The 20512-nt window shown below is 64.8% G+C and carries 18 protein-coding genes and 2 pseudogenes; 4 read left to right on the top strand and 16 right to left on the bottom strand.

What is annotated here, in order from left to right; genetic code table 11:
- Together E1193_RS19410 and E1193_RS19400 are read right to left on the bottom strand one after the other, a co-directional pair.
- Positions 1-829 (bottom strand): hypothetical protein (locus E1193_RS19410; protein WP_132184610.1); only part of this gene is annotated, 829 nt, incomplete at its 3' end.
- Between the two features lie 350 nt (positions 830-1179).
- On the bottom strand, positions 1180-1500 hold the full coding sequence (locus E1193_RS19400; RefSeq protein ID WP_132184609.1) for a hypothetical protein: 321 nt from the start codon (positions 1498-1500) through the stop codon (positions 1180-1182).
- A gap of 176 nt (positions 1501-1676) precedes the next feature.
- Between E1193_RS19400 and E1193_RS19395 the strand changes: the two genes are divergently transcribed.
- Both E1193_RS19395 and E1193_RS19390 read left to right on the top strand, forming a co-directional pair.
- Positions 1677-2435, top strand: a complete 759-nt coding sequence (locus E1193_RS19395; protein ID WP_132184608.1) for an XRE family transcriptional regulator — start codon at positions 1677-1679, stop codon at positions 2433-2435.
- A gap of 4 nt (positions 2436-2439) precedes the next feature.
- Positions 2440-2910, top strand: a complete 471-nt coding sequence (locus E1193_RS19390; RefSeq protein ID WP_132184607.1) for an NUDIX domain-containing protein — start codon at positions 2440-2442, stop codon at positions 2908-2910.
- On the opposite strand, the gene E1193_RS19385 is transcribed toward E1193_RS19390, so the two are convergent.
- The 8 genes and pseudogenes from E1193_RS19385 to E1193_RS19340 form a co-directional block, all read right to left on the bottom strand.
- Positions 2898-3464, bottom strand: coding sequence for an HD domain-containing protein (locus tag E1193_RS19385; RefSeq protein ID WP_132184606.1), 567 nt, complete (start codon positions 3462-3464; stop codon positions 2898-2900). The two genes, E1193_RS19390 and E1193_RS19385, sit on opposite strands and share 13 nt — an antisense overlap.
- Before the next feature lie 196 nt (positions 3465-3660).
- Entirely contained in the window at positions 3661-4110 is a 450-nt protein-coding gene (locus E1193_RS19380) for a hypothetical protein (RefSeq protein WP_132184605.1), read from the bottom strand.
- Positions 4107-5956 (bottom strand): annotated as a pseudogene (locus E1193_RS19375) (IS481 family transposase). Before E1193_RS19375 ends, E1193_RS19380 begins: the two are co-directional and overlap by 4 nt.
- Before the next feature lie 606 nt (positions 5957-6562).
- Complete coding sequence (locus tag E1193_RS19370; protein ID WP_165945777.1) at positions 6563-8200, bottom strand: restriction endonuclease subunit S; 1638 nt, start codon at positions 8198-8200, stop codon at positions 6563-6565.
- Between the two features lie 89 nt (positions 8201-8289).
- Positions 8290-9747, bottom strand: coding sequence for a class I SAM-dependent DNA methyltransferase (locus E1193_RS19365; protein WP_132184603.1), 1458 nt, complete (start codon positions 9745-9747; stop codon positions 8290-8292).
- Position 9748: 1 nt separating this feature from the next.
- Entirely contained in the window at positions 9749-12148 is a 2400-nt protein-coding gene (locus E1193_RS19360; protein ID WP_132184602.1) for a DEAD/DEAH box helicase family protein, read from the bottom strand.
- Positions 12149-12338: 190 nt separating this feature from the next.
- Positions 12339-14174, bottom strand: a complete 1836-nt coding sequence (locus tag E1193_RS33295; RefSeq protein ID WP_243707785.1) for a site-specific integrase — start codon at positions 14172-14174, stop codon at positions 12339-12341.
- 152 nt (positions 14175-14326) lie between these two features.
- Positions 14327-14881 (bottom strand): hypothetical protein, encoded by a 555-nt coding sequence (locus E1193_RS19340; RefSeq protein ID WP_243707784.1) that lies wholly within the window; start codon positions 14879-14881, stop codon positions 14327-14329.
- Between the two features lie 439 nt (positions 14882-15320).
- On the opposite strand from E1193_RS19340, the gene E1193_RS19335 reads away from it, so the two are divergent.
- Positions 15321-15686, top strand: a complete 366-nt coding sequence (locus tag E1193_RS19335; protein ID WP_243707783.1) for a hypothetical protein — start codon at positions 15321-15323, stop codon at positions 15684-15686.
- A gap of 668 nt (positions 15687-16354) precedes the next feature.
- On the opposite strand, the gene E1193_RS19330 is transcribed toward E1193_RS19335, so the two are convergent.
- From E1193_RS19330 to E1193_RS33285, 3 genes are all read right to left on the bottom strand, one after another.
- Complete coding sequence (locus E1193_RS19330) at positions 16355-16972, bottom strand: SMI1/KNR4 family protein (protein ID WP_207922766.1); 618 nt, start codon at positions 16970-16972, stop codon at positions 16355-16357.
- A 715-nt stretch (positions 16973-17687) separates the two neighbouring features.
- Positions 17688-17825 carry a hypothetical protein gene (locus E1193_RS33290; RefSeq protein WP_243707782.1) on the bottom strand — a complete coding sequence of 46 codons (138 nt, stop codon included), beginning with the start codon at positions 17823-17825 and terminating at the stop codon, positions 17688-17690.
- Positions 17826-17905: 80 nt separating this feature from the next.
- The gene (locus E1193_RS33285; protein ID WP_243707786.1) at positions 17906-18145 is read right to left on the bottom strand and encodes a hypothetical protein; all 240 of its coding nucleotides are present in this window, start codon (positions 18143-18145) and stop codon (positions 17906-17908) included.
- 105 nt (positions 18146-18250) lie between these two features.
- Here E1193_RS33285 and E1193_RS19315 point away from each other — a divergent pair, with 105 nt between their 5' ends.
- A complete protein-coding gene (locus E1193_RS19315) occupies positions 18251-18484 on the top strand; it encodes a hypothetical protein (RefSeq protein WP_243707781.1) in 234 nt (77 codons plus the stop codon).
- Positions 18485-18639: 155 nt separating this feature from the next.
- Here E1193_RS19315 and E1193_RS19310 read toward each other — a convergent pair whose 3' ends face one another.
- From E1193_RS19310 to E1193_RS19295, 3 genes and pseudogenes are all read right to left on the bottom strand, one after another.
- Positions 18640-19044 carry a hypothetical protein gene (locus E1193_RS19310; protein WP_132184599.1) on the bottom strand — a complete coding sequence of 135 codons (405 nt, stop codon included), beginning with the start codon at positions 19042-19044 and terminating at the stop codon, positions 18640-18642.
- Positions 19037-19468: a 50S ribosomal protein L11 gene (locus tag E1193_RS19305; protein ID WP_132184598.1), complete on the bottom strand. Its 432-nt coding sequence runs from the start codon at positions 19466-19468 to the stop codon at positions 19037-19039. The genes E1193_RS19310 and E1193_RS19305 overlap by 8 nt, the downstream gene beginning before the upstream one ends.
- A 678-nt stretch (positions 19469-20146) precedes the next feature.
- Positions 20147-20512 (bottom strand): annotated as a pseudogene (locus E1193_RS19295) (hypothetical protein); the annotation flags it as partial.

Here is a 20512-nt window from a genome sequence, read left to right as displayed (position 1 = left end):
GGGTGATGGTGGGGGTCTGGACGTCGGGCAGGTCCAGAGCGGTGGGGACGACCGGCGTCGGCCGGTCGGTGGCCGGGGCGTCGGAGGCGATGACGTCGGCCAGCGGAGACGTGACCGTTGCGGTGAGCACCTCGCGGCGCTTGATGTCGAACCGCAGGTACGCGGCGTTGCCGTCGGCCGCCCGCTCGACCAGGACGGACGAGGCGTGGCAGGTGACGGCGATCTTGTCGAGGCGGCCTTCCAGGTTTGCCAGGGAGAGGCCGGGACGCAGGTAGACCCAGACTCGTTCGCCGACCGGGGTCGGCTTGGCCCACAGGATCAGCGGGAGGGAACCGGACTGGTTGGCGACGATGAACTGTGCGAAGCACACCCGCAACCGGTGGCGCACGATCAGGCACCACACCCAGGCGATGATCTGGCGGCGGGTAACGGGAACGGCGGTCGGCACGCCGAGGACGACGGCGATGACGGCCAGGGTGACCAGGGTCGAGGTGTGGGTGGCGAGCTGCACCCAGCCCGTGAGCAGCAGAACGGTCAGGACGATTTCGGGGGTCCACCACCACAGCAGCCGCAGCACCGGCCAGACGCGGACCAGGAGCCAGGCCAACGCGCCACACGGGACGCCGGTGGCCACGGCGATGAACAGAGCGATGATCGGGTGTACGTAGGAAGTGGCCACCACGGCCGTCAGGATGCCGATGATGACCGCAGCGAGGATGAACGCCATTCGAGCGTTTCGGGCCGAGGACCGGTGGACCTTGGCCTCGATAACTGTCACCGTTCCGGTTGACTTCCGGCCGAACGAGCGGCGAGGGCTAGACTTGGACATGACACGTCCTCCCAAGCGATTGGGTTGGATGGGTTGGAGAGCACGGGGTCGGCAGGTGTAGGAGCCAGTACCGGCCCCGGGCTCGAAATCACTCAGGCCGTGCGGCGGCCCTTGTGCCTACAAGCAGGCGATGAGCAGCGCGGACACCCACAGGCAAGCCGCGTGCAGGGATTGATCCGCCAGGTACATGCCGCAAATCGGAGCCTGACGGTCGGCAAAGTTTGAGCTACCGGTGTGGACGAGCAGCCACCGAACCGGCCAACGCCTATCCAGGATGGCGTGTGAGTCAGCGGACCGTAGGCCGCTTCAGGAGACACCGCAGGCTTCACGCAGCACGATGTGCGAAGGACTTACTTGGCCGCCGACGTACCAGCCTTCGGCTTCAGCGAGATCGCACGGAACGCGACGCCGTTACGCCCGTTGGTCGCCCACGGGATGGCCTCCAACTGCTCGACGTCAATGAGCTGCCCCACCATCACGCTCGGCTTTTCACCCGCCGTGGTGATGGTGATGACCTCACCGCCCGTCTCGTCGAGAACGAAGACCTGGGTGGACCACATGAGCCGGCCCGTTCCCTTCTCCGACCGCTGATTGCCGTTCTGGTCGTTCTTCGGCTCCGGGTCCTTCGACACCGTCACCTGCTTCGCCTTGGTGTCCACGTACAGCTTCACGAAATACCTCCTGTGTCTCGGCCAGTTGTTGAGCTTGTCCCCGGTGGACTCTTGCTCTTGGCCTCTGCGGATAAGGCTCCCGGAATTCGGAGGACAGCCCATCCGATGGGCTGGACGACTATGGGACGTCTCGGCTACCGTCTACTCGTCCCTAGTTGTCTCCTGAGGAGGGTTGAATGCCGAACGACCGGCTACGCGATGCCATCCTGCGCAACGGCCTAACGCCCGCGATGGTGGCTGACAAGATCGGGGTCGATGCGAAGACCGTGGAGCGGTGGATCACCCAGGACCGCACGCCGTACCCGCGTCACCGGCACGCCATCGCGGCTCTGGTGCGCGAGGATGTGCCGTACCTGTGGCCAAAGGCGGTGACCCCGGAGAAGGCGTCGAAGATCGGTCAGAGTGAGATGGTTCAGCTCTACTCCCGGCGCTCCTCGGTTCCGTACGAGCTGTGGGGTCGACTGATCGAACGGGCCGAGAAGCAAATCGACATCCTGGCCTACGCCGGCCTCTTCCTCGTCGAACAGGACCCGAGGCTCATCGACACCTTGCGGCAGAAAGCCGCTGGTGGTGCCAAGGTAAGGATCCTGCTCGGTGATCCGAGCAGCCCTGCGATCGAGCGAAAGAGCGTCGAGGAGGGTGCGACCGGCGTCATGGCCGCGAAGATTCGGCAAGTCCAGCAGTACTACAACCGGATTGACGGTGCGCCGGGTGCGACGGTGCTCTACCACGAGACGACGCTCTACAACTCGATCTACCGGTTCGATGACGAGATGTTGGTCAACATGCACGTCTACGGGTTCCCGGCACCACACGCGCCCGTGATGCACCTACGCCGGCTCAACGGCGGAGACCTCTTCGGCACCTACGCCGACAGCTTCGACCGGGTCCTGTCCGCCTCCTACCCGCTGCCCGGCAGTGGGGTGGCAGCCTAGAAGCATGACGAGAACCGAGCACTACCACGACCCGAACGCGCCGAAGGCCAACAGCATCGTCGTGGCCGTCTCCGTCTTCGTCCGTGACGAGCAGGGCCGGGTGTTGCTCATCCAGCGCAGCGACAACGGCCTGTGGTCCCTGCCCGGCGGTGGGCAAGAGATCGGCGAGTCGGTGGCAGAGACGGCGGTCCGGGAGACCCAGGAGGAAACCGGGATCAGGATCGAGGTCACCGGGATGGTCGGGGTCTACTCCGCCCCTGAACATGTCGTCGCGTACTCCGACGGCGAGGTACGACAACAGTTCTCGCTCTGCTTCCGCGCCATACCGGCCGGCGGTGAGCTGACTTCGAGCGAAGAGTCACGCGAGGTGCGATGGGTGGCCCGCGACGAGCTGGCCGCCCTCGACATCCACCCGTCGACCCTGCTGCGCATCACCCACGGCTACGAGGACCGCCCGCAGCCCTACATCGGCTGAGCCACGCTGCCGGCCAGCCGGCGTTGGGTCCGCTGCACGGCGGCGACCATCTCCGGTTCCGCCCGGCGGATGAACCGGGTCACCAGGTGCTCCGGCCCGTACCGCGATCGGATCTCGGCCAGCCGTTCCAGCACCTCGAAGTCCTGGCCGTCCGGCCCGGTCGTCATGTCCGAGAAGCAGAGCGCATCGGTCACCGCGGTTTCCTCCCGGGGGAACTCGGCGGCCAGGACGTCACCGAGCCCGCGTTCCTCCGCTTCCAGCCACGCGCATGAGTGATGCGCCACCAGTGCGGCGATCCGCTCGTCGAACCGCTCACGGCGCAACCACCGGCCACCGTCGAGGGAGTGAAAGCCCGTGTCGACCAGATCCGGGCTGTAGCCCACGTCATGCAGCCACGCCGACGCCACGAGCACCGCACGATCCTCGACCGGCACCGCTGCGCTGATCCGGTCCGCCTTGGCGGCGACCGCCTGGACGTGACTCCACCGACGGGGCAACGCCGTCTCCAACAACTGTCGCGCGACTTCCCGGGCGGTATCGACGAGAGCGGCCATGCCGCCAGGGTACGGAGCGCACCCAGCCCACACCATCCCGTGTCCGCTGGCCGACGACCCGAGGCCGGCCGGCTGCCGGACAGCCGGCTGCCGGCAATGTCGGGCTCCACTTGATGCGTTACGGATCGCTGTCACTTGATCCGTGACACGTCCGGCTAGACGATCTTGGTTGTTCCTTGTCTCAGGCTACTGGTGTTCAGTCCCAGAAGTTGAACAGCAGCTCGCCGACTGTGGTCGGTTTCCAGTAGTTGATCTGGTCGTGTTCGTGCGGGCTGAGGGCGCTCAGGTCGACCTGCGACAGGGAGGTCTGTAGCTGCTCGGTGGTGAGGGCCTGGGCGTCGGTCAGGTTGGTGAGGGCGGCGGCGAGGTCGGGGTGGTCGACGAACATCACCATGACGTCGCCGTTGGCGAGGGGGCGGGCGAAGGCGATGAACGGCAGGGTGGTGTGCCGTAGTACCGCGATGTGGTGCGGGGCCTCGGCGATATCGACCGTGTGGAAGTTCGGCGTGACGCCGGCGGGAGTGACGCCGGTGACGGTGGCGCCGATGGCGTGGGCGGCGTGGTGACAGACGGTGGTGAAGGCCCTGAGGTCCGCTTGGGTGCCGGGTTGCGGGTTGAAGCCGGTGGCTCCGGGCGGCAGCTTCATGGTCGGGCTCCGTGGTCGTCGCGGTCGGTGCAGGCTATCCGACGCTGTCGTGGCGGCTCGGGCTTGCGGACCTTGAACCGGGCGATGGGCTTGGTGGTCGTGCGAGGCACTTCGGTGAGGAGTTGGTCGCCGTCGTGGACGCGGAAGGTGGTGTCGGCGTCTTCGACGGTGAGGGTTCGACCGGCGTGGCCGATGCCGACGTGGATCTTCTAACCGGCGATGACGAGGACGCCGCGGCTGCTGACGCGTCGTTCGACGCGTGGTGGGTTAGGTGCCGGGATGGGTGGGGGTCCGGCGGGTCGGGCGTCGCGGATGCGGGCCTGCTCTTGCGGAGTGAGCGGGTTGGGCAGGCTGCGCAGCAGAGTCCGGTCGGCATCGAGGAGGTGCAGCACACCTCGGTCGAGGCGGACGGTGACGCGTCGGCCGGCGAGGTGATAGCCGATGGGGTATTGCCGACCGCCGAGGCTGACCAGGCCGATGGCGTTGACGAGACGGTCGACCTCGACGGGAGCCCCCAACTTGAGTTGGCCGGCGGTGAACGGGGGCGGTCCAGCGGGGCGGCCACCGTCGGCGAGGAGCTGACGCCGGTGGGTGGGGGTGAGCCGGGAAGGGACGGTCTTGAGACGGACGCCGTCGAGGAGGAGGTGGACGACGGAGGTATCGACCCAAAGCGCGATGGCGACTCCGGCCCTGGCTGGGCCGAGCCAGAACTGTTGCCCGCAGACGGCGAGGTTGCCCGAGGCGGGAACGGTGCGGGTGATCTCGACGGCGAGGTTGACCGGGTCAACGCCGTTGGCAGCCATGATTAGCGGTGCCGTCGTGGCGGTCGGCTGTTGGTCGTGTGACCGGCGTGGGTTCGGCAGCGCAATCGGGGGCGGCTCCTCCGGGCCGGTTCGGGTCGTGGTCAGCGTGGGCGGCAGCCGCAGTGGCAGCGGCTCGTTGGGGCGGGCGGTAAACCTGTCTGCCGGGAACGCCATCCCGAGGGACTGGTGCGGTCGTCCCGTGTTGTATTCGTGGCGGAAGACATCGATGGCCGCTTGGGCTTCCTCCAGGTCAGCCCAGACCTCAACGTCATCGAGCAGTTCGCGTTGCAGGGTCTGGTGGAACCGTTCGACCTTGCCGGTGGTGGTGGGTGAGCGGGGTTTGGTGAGCCGGTGGGTGATGTCGTTCTCCCGGCAGATCCGGTCGAACATCACCTCCCCGCCACCGGCGTTGAACCGGGCGGTGAACTGTTTGCCGTTGTCGGTGAGCACCTCCTCGGGCACCCCGAACCGTTGCAGGGCATCGGCGAACGCGAGGCAGACGGCCCGGCCCGTGGCCCGAGGAACGACAGCGGCGATGACGCAGAACCGGGAGTGGTCATTCACGCCGGTGACGACCTTGGCCTCCCGCCCGTTGGCGAGCATGACACCGCCCACGATGTCCATCTCCACAGTTCCATCGACCGGCCACGTTCCCAGCGCCGGTAGTCCTCCCGCCGGCGACGGCGAGGCACGGGATCGAGCAGCCCGTGACGGACCAGCACCCGGTAAATGGTGCTCAACGACGGAACCGGACCGGGACAGCCCCGGCGGCCCAACTCGTAGTGCAGCCGCCGCTGCCCCCACCGGGGATGGGTGCGGCGCAGCTCGCAGATAGCCGACTCGACCTCGGCCGAGGTCTGGGCTGGGTGCCCCTGGGGCCGATGCGAGCGGTCCCTCAACCCGTCCAAGCCCTCCTCGGCATATCTGCGCAGCCACCGGTGCACCGCCTGGCGAGAGACGCCGAACCGGTCGGCCACCTCCGTCACCGCAAGCCCAGCCTGAACCTCCAACACCGCCCGATACCGCTGTTCGGTCACGCTCATCTCCACCAGCACTCAGCGGAGTGTCACGCATCAAGTGAAGCCAACCTGTAACGCATCATCGGAGTCGGACAGGCGGCTGCCGGCCAATCGGTTCAAAGTTTCTGTACGTCTTCAAGGCGGCCCGCAACGGGCCGCACGCGCCGCCGCCAGGGCGCGCGTCCGACGCTCCGCTGTCGCTCCACGCCGGCCACGCAACACGCCCGGCGGCTGGCGCGGACAGCGGGAAGCCCGGGGGGCCGCCGCAGAACGACAGACCGTTGACGGTGATGTGGTGGGCCGGCAGCCGGCCGGGCGCGGCGGCCGTCGCACCGCCGCGCCGTAGGGCGAGTCACCGCCGGCCGTGGTGGGGATGCGGCGCGGAGTGTGCGGGGCCGCCCCTCCAGGGTCAAGGGCGCTTCGCGTCGCTACGCGACGGCCCTGCGGCCGCCCTTGACCCCGGAGCCTCTGCGACCCCTCGGGCCGGCTATTGCCGGCAGGCCAGGGCCTGCCCAGAGTGCGCGCGCCGCATCCCCACCACGGCCTCGTCTGCTCCAACTGTCCAACCACAGGCTGCCGGATAGTCTTGACTAGGAGCAGGGTAGCGCCGGACCGCTCGAAAGAATCCAGCTATTCAGCGACTGGAAGTGCAGTTCGCAGTGACGCCCTCAACAGGCGCTCCCTACCGTCCGCTACTGCAACCAGCGACTCTTCTAGTTCATCGCATATGCCGAACAACTCATCCAACTTTTGTCGAATCCGGACTTGTTCCTGCAAAGGGGGTAACGGAAGCACGATTCTCCGGAGGCCGGCTAGTCCTACGGTCTTCTGGGCGATACCAGTAGCAACACTTGTTGCTTGGTCGTAGACCCACCGGCTTCCCAGAGCGTGAACTAGAAAGCCGACGTCTACTTGCTGAGAAGGCCGCAAGATGCCGATATGGCGCTGTACGCAGAATGGTTTGTCATCCTTCACGGCAACCGGGATGCCGTAGGAGCCAACCAACGTGTAAAGGATGTCTCCCGGGCGCGGTTTGCGAGTCCAGTCAAGCGAGTTGAAATAAGACGACGCTACAAATCGGCTTGTCTGGAGGTTGATTTCCCGCCCCCTGACGTCGCTGATTACGAGAAAGGGTATGCCACTGTCCGCCTTGGGCGGCGGAAGATGGTCGCCGTCAGTAATCGACAGGCATACAGATTCAAGCGCGCATACCGACCAACCCCTCGGCAGTACCCACGGAACCGCCAGGCCCTGCCCTCCCGACCTGCGCGTCGCAGGTCTCCGAATACGCTTCTGCTCGATCAGCTCTGCCTTTTCTCGAGCAATCCTTTCGAGAAGTGAGCTCGAAGGCTCGTCGTCAGGTTCCTGTTCGACCAGCCTGCCCTGTACCGCGACGTCGAGGAGAGCCTGCCGCAGCAGTGCTACTTGGCCCGGTTCGGCGAGTACGCGAGGTAAGTTATGCAAATAAAGTCCCGAGCTCCGCTGAATATCTGGTGCAGCGGATTCGGCAGCCCTTTGCAGACTGTGCAAGGAGGAGACGGTAAAGCGGCTTCTGCGATGTTCTTCCTCGGCCTGCCTATCCTCCAAGGTGTCGCAGAGCTCGACGAGCTCCGCCACCTTCTCCATGATCCGTTCCTGTTCGGCCTCTGGCGGGAGCAGGATGGGGAACTGGCTAAGCCGTTGCATGCTTAGCCCTTCGCGTGAAGCCCCCACCTGAACCTTCTGGATCGCTTTTTGAACTAGGCTAGACCTAAGCTGAACGTGTAGAAACCCACGAATTGAAGGATCAATCAGACGGATAATGGCAACATGCTGCGACACGTTGCCCTCGGCGAACCAGTCGGGAACGAGTGAAGTGCGGCCGATCGAGCCTCCCGTGATGTTCAACAGAACGTCATCGGGCCGGACATGAGTTCCAGACATCCTGGCGTGAATGTGTCGCGGAATGTACGCGACGTCCTGGAGCCGCAGTCCATCGTCATGGACGTTCTGAGACCGCAGGAAGGGTACGCCGCTGGTCTCGTACACAGTTTTGCCGCCTGAGGGCGTGCTTCCAGCTCCTAGTTTGCTTACCAACGCTCCCAGCCGCAACGCCTGCCAGCCGCAAGGAAGGCTAAAGGGAATCTCATTAGGCCGGACTGGCTCGTATGTACGAAACCTCTTCACTTCGCCTGTCTCAACCAACTCCTTCTTGCGCCGTTCAATGCGATGAACAAGCTCGATAGCCGACTCATCCCCCGAGTTCTGCTCAACCAGCTTTCCACTCACAGCTAGATCAAGCACGAACCGTCGGAGGCGTGCGACGGCAAGAGGGTGTGACGAAAGGCGATCGAAGTGAGATAAGAGGAGATCACCGTTCATTGTAGAAGAGCCTTCTCGAGAATGGCCTTGAGTTGATCGCGAAGCTTCTGGCTCCGGTTCTCTGCCTCTTCAAGCTCGGCTAAGACCTCGGCTGGGTCTCCGTGGTCCTCTACAGCGACGTTCGGATTCCTCCAGTCCAGGTTGTAGTTCCGGTCGCGGATATCGTCGATATCGACCCGCCAAGCTACCTCGGTCTCGACTCGACCATCTCGGGTCCGTCCACCCCACCAATCCGCACATGACTGGAAATGCTCCAGCCTAATAGGCCTAGTCATAGAATAGGCCTTCTGGCTGGCTGGTACCCGATGCTCGTAGAACCAGGTCTCCTTCGTCGGCTCGCCCTTGTCGAAGAAAAGTAGGTTCGTGCCGATTGTTGCGTAGGGCCTGAAGACGCTATTTGGCAGACGAACAATCGTGTGCAGGTTGCACTCTTGTAGCAAATGCTCCTTGAGTCGAGTTTTGACGCCTTCGCCGAATAGCGATCCATCGGGAAGAACAACAGCAGCCCGTCCGCCCGGCCTGAGGAGGCGGATGATCAGCGCCAGAAATAGATCGGCCGTTTCCCGTGTTTGGAAGTGTTTAGGAAAGTTCGATTCGATGCCTACCTCCTCCCGGCCGCCGAAGGGAGGATTCGTCAGGATTACATCCACGCGGTCATTCGAGGAATAGCTGATGTAGGGCCTGGCGAGCGTGTTGTCGTGTTGCACAAAGCTCGCGTCCTCGATGCCGTGCAAGAGCATATTGGTGACGCAGAGCATATGTGGCAGTTGCTTCTTCTCAACTGCGCGCAGCCCGGCCTGCAACTGCTGTTCGTCCTCGACACCTCGGACGTAAGAGTTCCGCATGTGCCGAATTGCGGACGTCAGAAAGCCGCCAGTGCCACACGCGGGGTCTAACAGGATCTCCCCCGGCTTGGGGTCGACCCGTTCCGTCATAAAGGAAGTTACCGCGCGAGGCGTGTAGTATTCGCCCGAATTCCCGGCACTTTGGAGATCATTGAGGATCTGCTCGTAGATGTCGCCGAAGTGCTGGCGCTCGGCCAGATCGTTGAAGTCGATGGAGTTGATCCGGTTAACGACCTGCCGAATCAACTGCCCCGACTTCATGTAGTTGTAGGCGTCCTCGAAAACGCTACGGATGACGCGACTACGGTTCGCACCCTTTCCGACGGCACTTAGCTCTTTGAGTTCAGGAAAGAGCCTATCGTTGATGAAGGTAAGCAGCGCATCACCAGTTAGGCCCTCTGGGTCTGCGGCCCAAGAACGCCACTGAAGGTCAGCCGGGATCGGCGACCGATAGTCGGAGTACAAGAGCTCAAGCTGCAGTTCCTGATCGTCCACGATCTTCAGAAAGAACATCCAGCAAAGCTGTGAGATCCGCTGTGCGTCCCCGTCCACGCCGACGTCTTGTCGCATGATGTCTTGGATGGACTTTACTGTGCTACGTACCGTCATCTCAGAGTTCCTCTTGGTATAGCGCGCGTTGCATGCCGCGGACCGCTCGCTCGAATCCGTCTCTTGACTGGAACCGCCGAACCAGCTGAAGCGGCGTGCCCATCGAGTCGAAGGGCGCGATCTGTAGCAACCGGAGATCGTCTAGGTCCAACGTCCCCTCGTCCTCGTACTTCTGCAGCAGGGCTTCCAGTACAGCCCTAGCTGGGTCGCTGTACTCGGACAAGACCTCCGTCGCCCTCACTCTACTTGCCCGCTGCTCTCGGCTTAGCACCGGCTGGCCGAAAGCGACATGGCAAATGACATCATAAGGATCTGTGCTCGTCCCGCCCTGTTCGACTAGAGCATGGAGAAAGGTCTGCGCCTCGCCAAGGCTCGTCATTAAAATAGATTTCTTGGGCGTGCTATTCCACTGCCTCCTGAACTCTTCGACGGTACCGAAGCGGTCTAGGAGGAGCTTCTGTGTGAAGAGCTTCAAATCGTCCGATACGATGACCCCCTGATGGTCAAGATACTCAACTCGGTGTTCGACAATCGAAAGCTCGATACCGTCTAGGTAAAGCTTCCGCTTGGACAGGCTCTTCTTGTCAAGAATCTGGTCGGATGGAACCGGAGTTGATTGATCGTCCACTCCGCTTGACTTGCTCTTTGTCTCGTCGGGTGGGACCAAGCTCTGATCTGTCTCGGGTTGGTATATCTGGACTGGTTCGCCGTCAAACTCGGGATCGGCGAAGTGGTCCGTTGCCTTCCGGAAGTCGATAACTGTGAAATAGAACTTTCCGGTGTCCTCGTGAATACGCGTGCCTCGGCCGAGAATTTGTTTGAACTCTGTCATCGACGTGATCGGCCTGTCGATCGCGATGACGCGGCAGGTCTGAACATCGACGCCAGTCGAGAGAAGTCGTGATGTAGTGACGATCACCGGGTACCGGGATTCGGGATCCATAAAGTTACCTAGGTGAGTGTTGCCTTCGATGTCGCTGCCAGTGATCCGCATGACGTAGCGGTGATTCTCTCGGCACAGGTCCTGGTTCTCATTAACAAGGGCCTGCCGCATCCGAGCTGCATGCTCCTGATCTACGCAGAATACGATGGTCTTCTGGAAACGATCCCCGCTGTCTTTGAGGAAGTCCGAGACCTTTCTGGCGACCAGCTTTGTCCGCTCGTCGATGACGATATTGGAGTCGAAGTCTTCGCTGGTGTAGGTCCGGTCCTCCACCTTTCGTCCGTAACGGTCGAGCGTGTTCGATGGCGGCTTGTATCCGTCTACGTCTACGCTAATCCCAACCTTGATCACTCGGTAGGGCGCCAAGAACCCGTCGGAGATGCCTTGCCTCAGCGAGTAGGTGTAGACCGGGCTGCCGAAATACTCAACGTTGGAGACATACTCTGTCTCTTTCGGCGTGGCGGTTAGGCCAAGCTGAGTTGCGCCTGAAAAGTATTCGAGTATTTCTCGCCAGGCGGAATCTTCGGCAGCGCTGCCGCGGTGGCACTCGTCGACAACTATGAGGTCGAAGAAGTTGGGGGAGAATTCGCGATACAACTTCTGCCGCTCATCGGGTCCAGTGATTGCCTGGTAGAGGCTCAAGTATATCTCGTAAGCGGTGTCTATCCTCCGTGCACCTGTGCCGCGCTCGGCGCGCTCAATCGTCTTAGCCCTAGTACTGAGCTTTGCCATGGCGGGGCCAAATGGGCGAAAGTCGTTGACCATGGTTTGGTCGATGAGGATATTGCGGTCAGCAAGGAATAGGACCCGCTTTTTTTGTCCGGATCGCCACAAGCGCCAGATTATCTGGAAGGCCGTGTAGGTCTTTCCGGTGCCAGTTGCCATCACAAGTAGCAGGCGCTGGCCGCCTTTGGCAATCGCTTCGATGGCTGCATTTACGGCTGCTACCTGATAATAGCGGGGTGCTTTGCCAGTCGGGTCCTCGAAGTACTTCTGAAGAACAGTTTCCTCATGCTCGGGCAAGATGCCTTTCCAAGCCCGATATCGTGCCCACAGGCCCTCAGGAGATGGAAAGTCGTCAAGGGCTAAGTTGACCTCAGTGGGATCGCTAGCCCCTGTTAGGTCATGGAAGGCGAAGCCGTCCCCATTTGAGGAGAAAGCGAATGGGATGCCAAGCGTGGTGGCGTACTCCAATGCCTGCTGCATGCCGTCTGTCAGGCTGTGGTTGTTATCCTTGGCTTCGATCACTGCCAAGGGCAGATCGGGCTGGTAGTAGAGAATGTAATCAGCCCGTTTTCCCTGCCCTCGCGAGACGACCTTCCCGTGAAGTAGCACCCGCCCCTTCGTGAAGCGGACCTCCTCACGGATTTGAGTGAGTTCGTCCCATCCCGTCCTCCGGAGTGCCGGTGTAATGAACTTCGTGCAGATATCGCGCTCGTTGAAGTTGCGCTTATCCAAGGCGGCTCTCCCGGTCTCGCTCCTTGAAGGCGAGACGCGGAGACGCTGAGGGTGGCGGTAAGAATAGAGCCTAGCGCCCGGATCCGTTGGAACACTGAGCAGCTACCCCCCTCCGCTGTCTCGCCGGACATGCGACTGCATCGACCTCGATGCGCTGTCACAACCAGCAGTGTTCCATGTCAGCGACGTACTAAGGGTCGGCCAGACGGCCGGCTATGGCGTACTGAGGGCCCCGGCTGCAACAGGCGCTGGCCACGGCCAGCGACGGTCGATGTGCATGTCTCGATCGGCCAGGCGGAAGGTTGGGAGAGCTGGAAATTCCGGGCGGTGATGTGGAGCCGGTGAGCGAACGACGGAGACCGCCAATGTCACCTGTCGGGCAGCTGGCCGCTGCCCACGGATGCCCGCCTACGTGAGGGGACCTTCCCCCGTCGAAGGTCGACCTGGGTCGGGAGCGGAACGGCTGCCGACAGCAACGCTGACAGCAACGCCGCCGGACGGCGGCACGCTGACGCGCGCTGACACGGACGGAGCTCGAGGGTGCAGCCGTCGCCGGACGCCTGGGGACGCGACGCACAGAGCTTGTAAGCGAGACGTCAGGCAGCGAGGCAGCGAAAAGGCAGCGCGAGCCTCGATGCGGGTCGGTCCGGAACGTCAACCGACGACAACCTGCACCTGCTCGTTGGCGGGGGCTGCCACCAGATGACAGCACCCGACAGCTTGAGACCGCATCCCCCCGACGGGGGTCGTCCCTTTCCCGGTCCCCCTCCGGCCCAGGTGAAGGCGCGTTCTCCGGATCGGTCGGGTCGGGCGACAGGCGGAAAGTCAGCGAATCGTCAGCGAACGTCAGCCGCACCCGGTCGGCGTAGTCCTCGGGCGTGTGGGTGTACCGATCCAGCGTCGTCGACGCCTTTTCGTGCCCCACCACCCGCCGCACCACGTTGACCGGCACGCCGTCCGTCACCAGCCACGTGATGTACGAGTGCCTAAGGTCGTGGAACCGCAGTCCGCCGAACGCCGAAGCCGCCACATGCGCGACCGCCGCCGCCTCCGTTGAGAACTCCGCCCGCTGCTCCCGGCCGTCCCGATCCGGCCACACCGCCAGCCACTGGCCCGGCGACACCTCGGCGACCCGGCCGAGCAGGCCGGCCCGCACCAGCGACGGCAGCCACACCCGCCGCCGGAAGTTCGACCGTCGCTGCGGCCCGCCATCCCGGTCGGCGAAGACCAACGCCCGGCCGTCCGGGAAGCCGGCCCCGCGCCGCCGCCGCAGCTCGTCGACGAGGAACGGCGGCATCGGCACCGTCCGCACGCCGGCCCGAGTCTTCGGGTACGCCCGCAGCACGGTTCCGCCGTGGGTTTCCACCGCCACCTGGGCGACGTGCAGCAGCCCTCGATCGAGGTCGACCGCCTCCCACGGCAGGCCCGCGCACTCACCCCAGCGCAGCCCCGCCCCGGCGGCGGCGTAGACGATCCCCCAGTGCTCGGCCGGCACGGCGGGCAGCAGTCGACCGAAGAACGCCTCCCGGCTGACCGTGCCAGCGCGAGCCTCACGCGCCCGGTTACGCGGCACTCGCACCCCCTCGCATGGGTTCACCGCGATCATGCGTGCCCGGATTGCCGTCTGCATGATCATCGACAGCATGCCGAGGTGCTTTGCCGTCGTCGAGGGCGCCAGGGTCCGGCCAAGGTTGGTTAGCCACTCCTGCACCGCCAGGTAGTCGATCTTTGCCAAGGGCCAGTCCGCCCACTGCGGCAGCAGGTGAGCCCGCAGCATGGAATCCGTCCGCTCTGCCGTCCGCGCCTCCACCGACCGCCCGGCCAGCCAACGCGTCACGAACTCCCCGAAACGCATCCGCCCCGCGTGCGGGTCGACGTACATCCCCCGGTTGATCGCGCCTTCCATTTCGGCCAGGAAGGCGTTCGCCTCCTTCTTCGTGCGGAACGTCTTCGCTTTCTGCCGGTCGGCCGAGTCCCGCCAGTTCGCTCGATACGTCCCGGCCGGCGTCTTGCTGACGAAGCCCACGATCACCAGCTCCCGCGCGGCGCATCGGTACCCGTTGCCGAAAGCTCGCCGGAGGTACCGTCCAGCCAGGCGTGGAAACGGCTACGCGGCACCACCCAGCGCCGCCCCAGCCGCTCCGCGCGGCGGGGCCGCGTACCGTGGGCGGAGCAGGGTCACAAGCGGCCGGACTGCGGCCAGTCGCTCCAGTGCGTGTTCGGTGGCAGCGTCGGTCGGTAGCGCGACGCGTCGCCGGTGGCCAGTACCTTCGCGATTTGCTGGTACGCCTCTACATCGCTGGGTGCCACCTGCAACACACCTGCGGCCGCACTTGGAGGACCGCTGCCGCCCCGGATGACTGTCTCATGATGCCACTCGTCCAGCCGGAGCACCTCCGGCAGGTCGGCCGGCACAACCCGGCGCAGCTCTGTCTCGTCAGCCAACGACAGCTCCCGGTGCTGGGGAACCAGCATCCGGAAGAGCTCTTCCTCCTCGATGTCCTGCGGAGCGTCCACGTGGACCTGCTGCCCGCGGATCACCAGCGGCACCTGCCGGAGCGGGTCCGGCCACTCGTCGTCCTCCTCGTCGAACAACTCCGTCACGTTGTCGATGCGCCGTAGCCGCAGCGCCGGCGAATTCGGCTCGACGAGCACGGCCTTGCCGACCGGGTACAGCACGTCTACGACATTGCCAACCCGCGGGTTGTAGCCCACAACCTCGATCAGCAGCACCCACCGGTCCGTGTCGCTGTAGGCGTGTAGCCGGGCGTCGATCAGGTAGCTGTACGGGTGTTCCAGGTCGGCAAACCGGTCGTCCGCAGCGGCGGCGTCCACTAGCCATAATGATGTGCGGGCCCACCCCGGGATGCTATGACACAGGTCAGCTATTCGAGAGCGGGACTTTCATTACCCCGGGGTCCAAAGCGCGAGCCAATATTTGGCGTGCCACCTGCACCTTCGTGGCAACTCGACCTCGTCCGGTATTCCGGCCACCGAGGAGTGCCTGCCAAAACATTCTCATCAGGATCAAGGCGCCGCGCGAGCGCGGCGCACCGCCGGGCTGCGGTGCGCTGCTGGCGGCCTCCGGCCGGCATCGCGCGCCGCAGCCCGGCGGACCATACGAGGGCACCCAGGTGCCTGAGGCCAGCAGCTGCGTGGTGCCGCTACCGTGATGCCCGTGACGACCTACGAGGCGGGCGCAACGGTCATGGACATCCTGATCGCCAGCGCCGCTGTCGCCTTGGTCGGGCGCGCTGTCTGGGTGGTTCTCCACAGCCGACGCGGATCAACGGTTCGGCTGTTCGGGCGGATCGTGTATCACCCTCGGTTGTGGGCCGCAGGGGCAGCGTGCATGAGCTTCTATGCTCTCCTGTGGCTAGGAAACCTCACGGAGGTGACGCCCAGCACCTGGCGCACTCCGAGCCGGTGGATCGGCGCTGTGCTGTTACTGGCCGCGTTGGCCCTGTTGGTTACCCAATGGGTCCTTGAGCATCGCGCCAGGCGTCGGCATGGTCGTGGGCAGCAAATTGGGCCGTGACGAGCGCCAGCGGGGCCGGCCGCCGTCGATGTTAGGGCGCTCGGCTGCCGCGCCGCTCCGCGGCTTGCCACCGAGCAACGGGGCCCAGGCGCGCGGAAAGCCGGCGGCATGGCAAGCCGCCGCTGGCCCGAGAAGCCGGGGGCGGTAAGCCAAACACCACCGGACAGCCACGCGCCCACTGCGCCACCGTGTCAGCTACATGCCAGTAACCGGTGTCCCGGACGGTCAGCAGCGGTCATGATTGGGCACGAGCACACCGCCGCTGACCAGGCGTTCCGGACAGATGACGACAGCTGGAAACGATCTTCCAAACTGACGCTCCGCGCCGCCTGACCCGCAGTCCGCATCTAGTCCGCAAGAGGCCCACCGGCAGCAGGGAAGTGGTGGGAGATGTCGAGAGGTGATTCCGCAGCTAGGGGGTCATGTGCCCAGGTTGGCGGGATGCTCGATTTGATCTCATAATCCCTCGGTCGCCGTGCCCGTTGCGTGCCCGTTGGGATGGGCGACGACGGTCAACGGTGGTCAGCGCCTGGACGTGGCGGCCTGCGTGGCGAGGCAGGTCAAGCCAGGTCGCTGCCATGCGACTTCTGGCCGTGTCCACACTTCCTAAACCGCGTGACAGGGCTTTCGAAGCAGTCGTAATGCATGGCTACGGCCGGTCCCAGCCTTTAGAACATTTCTGCGGTCGGGTCGGGTTCGCCGGTGATGGGATCGAGGCCGGCTAGGAAGCGGCGGTCCTGTTCACGCCAATGCACGAACGGTTCGATGCGGCCCCACAGTGAGAGATCGCTGAGCGGGCACCGGTCAAATTCGGCGAGCAACAGTCGCCTGACAAACTCCGCCATCCCACAGTCGAAGAGCGCGAGACTCGGCTCGTCCCATGACACGTGGCGTCGCCACACCACCACTGGCCACCGGTCGGGATCCGGGCCGGTCATCAGCCAGCCCAGTAGGTCGGGGCTGCTGCAGCCGACGCCCCAGGCCATAACCGCATCCGCCCCGAAATCTGTCCCGGCTAGCCCGCCCTCCTCTTCCCAGTAGTGGCGCAAGTTCGGAGTCTCGCCAGCGATCGTGCCGCCGCTCCACACCGAGTCGACAGGCAGCGGTAGCAGGATGCTTAGTTGGCCGCCAATGTTGCCACCGCCGTAGACCGCCATGAAGGCGTGATAGTCGGCCGGTAGACGGGTTCCTAACTGCGCCTCGGCGGTGTCCCAGTCGACCTCTTCGCCGGAGCCGTGGGCTGGCGGCATGATCCGGACAAGCGCATCGACCTGAGTACCAGTCAAGACGTCTACCCCCTCCGCGATTGTGCCGATGCTAATGATCGAGACCGACAGTGCAACCTTGACGAGCTGCCCGGGCTACTCCAGCCGACGTTGGGAGCCACGGTTGCAAGCCACCGGGGCGAACCGAGTCGGACGAGACCGGACCGATGGAGTTGCCAAGCCGGCGACGACCAGGGCGATGCGGACGTTGCCGAACGGCTGCGAAGGGGTCTCGGGAATCTACGGATCAGAAGGCGGCTGTACAGCCATCCGTACAACCAAGCCGGCCGACGGGCAGGAGCGAGGAGCGACGGCAGCCGACGAGCCGAGCAGGTCAGCGGCAGCAGCCGACGCTAACCGACAGCAGGCGCGATCTTTGCAAGGCAGGGGTCGGAAGCTGGCACGCGCTCGCGGGCTGCCCTGCGGGCGGCCTCCAGCCGTCCTCGGGCGCCCGCAGTGCGGCATCCTGGAAGTCAGCGGATCGTCAGCGAACGCCGTACCGCGCAGCCACACTCGATCATGCTCGACGGAACGACCGGTACGTCTGACCACGCGGTACGGCACTCGATCACACTCCCTGCTACATCAGGCCACTTTCCCCCGACGGGGGTCGTCCCTTTTCGCAGGTTTTCCGGCCCAGATGAAATCACCTGGCCCCGGTTGGCGGGGCGGGCCGCGTTTCCCATCCGGCTGGGCCTGGGCGCGAAGTTGCTCTGCCCGTCGCGCAGTGCACCCTTCAGCCGCGCGTTCTCCGCGCGAAGGCTTGCCTCCACGCCGCCCTGGCGATCAGCTCGTCAACGATGACGCGGAGGAAGGCGTAGACGTGCTCCTCGGCTAGGCCGCGTCGCCCGAATCTCGTACGACGGAATCGCATGCGCCTCACCTGCTCGGGGCAGAGCCGGGCCAGCCGTCGCGCTGCCCGCCGCATGGGTGGGTACCGTTGCCTCCTCAAGCTCAGACCTTCGTTTCTGCCTTCCGGCCCGATCCACCCCGCATCGCCTGGCCCGGAAGCTTCGGTGGTGGGTGCCCGACGTCTGCGGCCGCCGCGGGAGTGATCAGCCTCAGACCCGCGCTCTGCACGTAGATCTCTCGCCGGTCCACGGCTTTGCCGGTCCGATCCAGCACGTAGCCGGTCAGCCAGACCCACCCGTGGTACGACGGCTGATCGCAGACCTTGATGACCCGGAAGATCAGCGACCGCTCGCCGCCGAATCAGCGCCGCCCGTGCCTATGCCGCGCTCGGCAACGCCGAACAGGCCGCCAAAACCCATATCCACGAGGCCGAAGACGCCTGATCCCGTGTACGCCCGGACGGAATGGGCGGCATCTGCACCTACAACCGGCCTCGCCCCCTCCAACAACGCCAGCGACGCTCTCGCCTGGCTGCTCGGCGAAGCCACCACCACCGAGCGCAACGCCTTGCAAGCCGTCCAGGCGTACTCCGACCGTCACGACCCCGCCTGGGCCTTTGGCGACCAAGCTGGCTCACACACCAACCGGGCTGTCGCCCGGCTCGCCAACGAAAAAACTTGACGCTCGATAGGGCACCGGCCTCCCCGGACGCACCAAGGTCGTACGTCCCGTAGGGCGCTCCACCTTGGCCCCGTTCGGAAAGGCTGGACGGTCGACGCTGCCCGCCGAGGAGATCCGCCCTCAGCATCGCTAGTCGAGGCTGGAACGTGCTGCGCTCAGGGCTTGGCGGTACGGCGGACACGGGGGCGGCCCGGGTGGTCGGCACAACCACGGCGACTCACACCATTGGTTCGGTCGATGAAGGGTCGCCCGCACCGGAGGCAGCGCTTGAGTCGTCGCCATCCGTGGGCGGCGACCAGCACGGCTAAGGCGGTGGCGGCAGCGGCGTGTGGGTCTTGCCCCGCCACCACCATCCGCCATTCGCCGTCTCGTCCGATCAGCTGTGGGGTCGCCCCGGCGCGAATCAGCGCCTCGTTGAGTAGGAAGCTGGCTCTTCTCTCGTCGGGAAGCACCGCGCAGAGTTCCGCCAGCGTGTCCAAGAGCGTCGTCTCGGCCAACACCAGGCCAGGATCAAGCATCCGGTAGGGCGGCACGACGGCCCGCCAGAGGCTGTCACTCATCGGCGATGAGGACACCCATTGATCGCGCGGTGCCGGCTACCTGCTTCATCGCAGCCTCCACGTCGTCGGTGTTGAGGTCCGGAAGCTTCCGCAACGCGACCTCTCGCAACTGCTCCCGTGACATTTTCGCCACCGACTCAGCTCCCGGCCGACCCGATCCCTTCGGCAACCCTAGAATCCGCCGGATGAGATGAGACGTCGGAGGGGTCCGATACTCCAGCGCGTAGGAACGGTCCTCGAAAATCGTTACGACGACAGGCACGATGTCGCCTCGCTGGCCTGCAGTCGCCGCGTCATAGTCGAGCTTGACCTGCCGCGTGTTGATGCCAGTCGGGCCGAGCATCTTGCCGATCTCAACCATTGCGGCGTTACCCGCCTCAAGTTCGAGCTTCAGGCGGCGGGAAACCTTGATCTGCTTTGCCATGCCAGCGACGCTAAGACCTTACGTAACGGAAGGATCAAGTCAGTTCGACGGGCGGGCGGCTTGAACCGGCCAACGCGATCCAGCCGGCAGAGCCGGGAGACGGCTGTACAGCAATCCGTACCGCCAGCCCGGCCGACGGACAGGAGTGACGAGCGACGGCAACCGACAAGTCGGGCAGGTCAGCGGCAGTAACCGACGCCGGCCGACAGCAGCCTTGACCATTGCAAGGCAGGGTCGCCGCCCCCACCTCCGCACCGTTCGCTCTCCATCTGTACTGCCGGGTCGACGTGCTGGTCGTTGCCCCGGAGGCACTCACTGATCGCGCTGTCGCCGAGCTGCGGGCGGCGGATATCGACTGGTCGGCGGAGGACGATGACCTCGAATCGGCGAGCGCGGAGCTGCGGGGCGACGTCGCCGTGTCGCTCGGGGCCGTGGCGGACATCAGTCGCGTGCCCGAAGGCGTGCCCGGAGCGGAGTTTCGAGGCGGTCTGTGTTGGGCCGAGCCCGGGCCACCTCGGGAGACCCTCACTCCGGGCGACCAGGCGTAGAGAAAGCCTGTACCGCGTGGCTGCACGCGATCATGCTCGACGGCATGAATGCTGCGTGTGGCCACGCGGTACGGCATTGACGACACCCGTGGCTGCGTCAGTCAATTCCCGAACGGGGTCGTCCTTCCGCCTAGCGGATGACCGCCTTGCTGGCTTCCCGGGCGGGAAGGAAGCAGGCCAGCGCCCGGCCAGAGCGGTCCGTTACGACCCACGGGTGCCCCACAAACGTTTGCTGCCGGTACGACTGGCCGGGCCACAGCGTCTTGTACCACTGCCGCCGGCCGCTGTGGTCCAGCCAGAAGACGGCGACGGGTATCTGGCTGGAGTTGACGAACTCGACGTAGGTCGACGATCCGCCGCTGCTCGACCGCAGCGACGACTCCTTGGACGGAGACAATGCCCGGAGCTCATCCTTGCCGGGCTGCTGCGGCGGGGCGGACGGTTTCGGTGGTGTGTTCGAGGGGCGTGGCGGGGCAACCGGCGAGCCGGGTCGGGT

It is taken from the genome of Micromonospora sp. KC606 (assembly GCF_004348675.1).
Classification (GTDB): domain Bacteria; phylum Actinomycetota; class Actinomycetes; order Mycobacteriales; family Micromonosporaceae; genus Micromonospora.
Note: the sequence above shows the minus strand (reverse complement) of the source record. Positions and strands in the feature narration are given on the sequence as shown.

Bases quoted from the DNA above. Each gene is read 5' to 3' on its own strand.
- E1193_RS19385 (WP_132184606.1), bottom strand. From the start codon at position 3,464: ATGGCCGCTCTCGTCGATACCGCCCGGGAAGTCGCGCGACAGTTGTTG.
- E1193_RS19310 (WP_132184599.1), bottom strand. From the start codon at position 19,044: ATGAGTGACAGCCTCTGGCGGGCCGTCGTGCCGCCCTACCGGATGCTT.
- E1193_RS19390 (WP_132184607.1), top strand. From the start codon at position 2,440: ATGACGAGAACCGAGCACTACCACGACCCGAACGCGCCGAAGGCCAAC.
- E1193_RS19335 (WP_243707783.1), top strand. From the start codon at position 15,321: ATGCCCGTGACGACCTACGAGGCGGGCGCAACGGTCATGGACATCCTG.
- E1193_RS33290 (WP_243707782.1), bottom strand. From the start codon at position 17,825: ATGCGATTCCGTCGTACGAGATTCGGGCGACGCGGCCTAGCCGAGGAG.
- E1193_RS19305 (WP_132184598.1), bottom strand. From the start codon at position 19,468: ATGGCAAAGCAGATCAAGGTTTCCCGCCGCCTGAAGCTCGAACTTGAG.
- E1193_RS19395 (WP_132184608.1), top strand. From the start codon at position 1,677: ATGCCGAACGACCGGCTACGCGATGCCATCCTGCGCAACGGCCTAACG.
- E1193_RS19380 (WP_132184605.1), bottom strand. From the start codon at position 4,110: ATGAAGCTGCCGCCCGGAGCCACCGGCTTCAACCCGCAACCCGGCACC.
- E1193_RS19365 (WP_132184603.1), bottom strand. From the start codon at position 9,747: ATGACGGTACGTAGCACAGTAAAGTCCATCCAAGACATCATGCGACAA.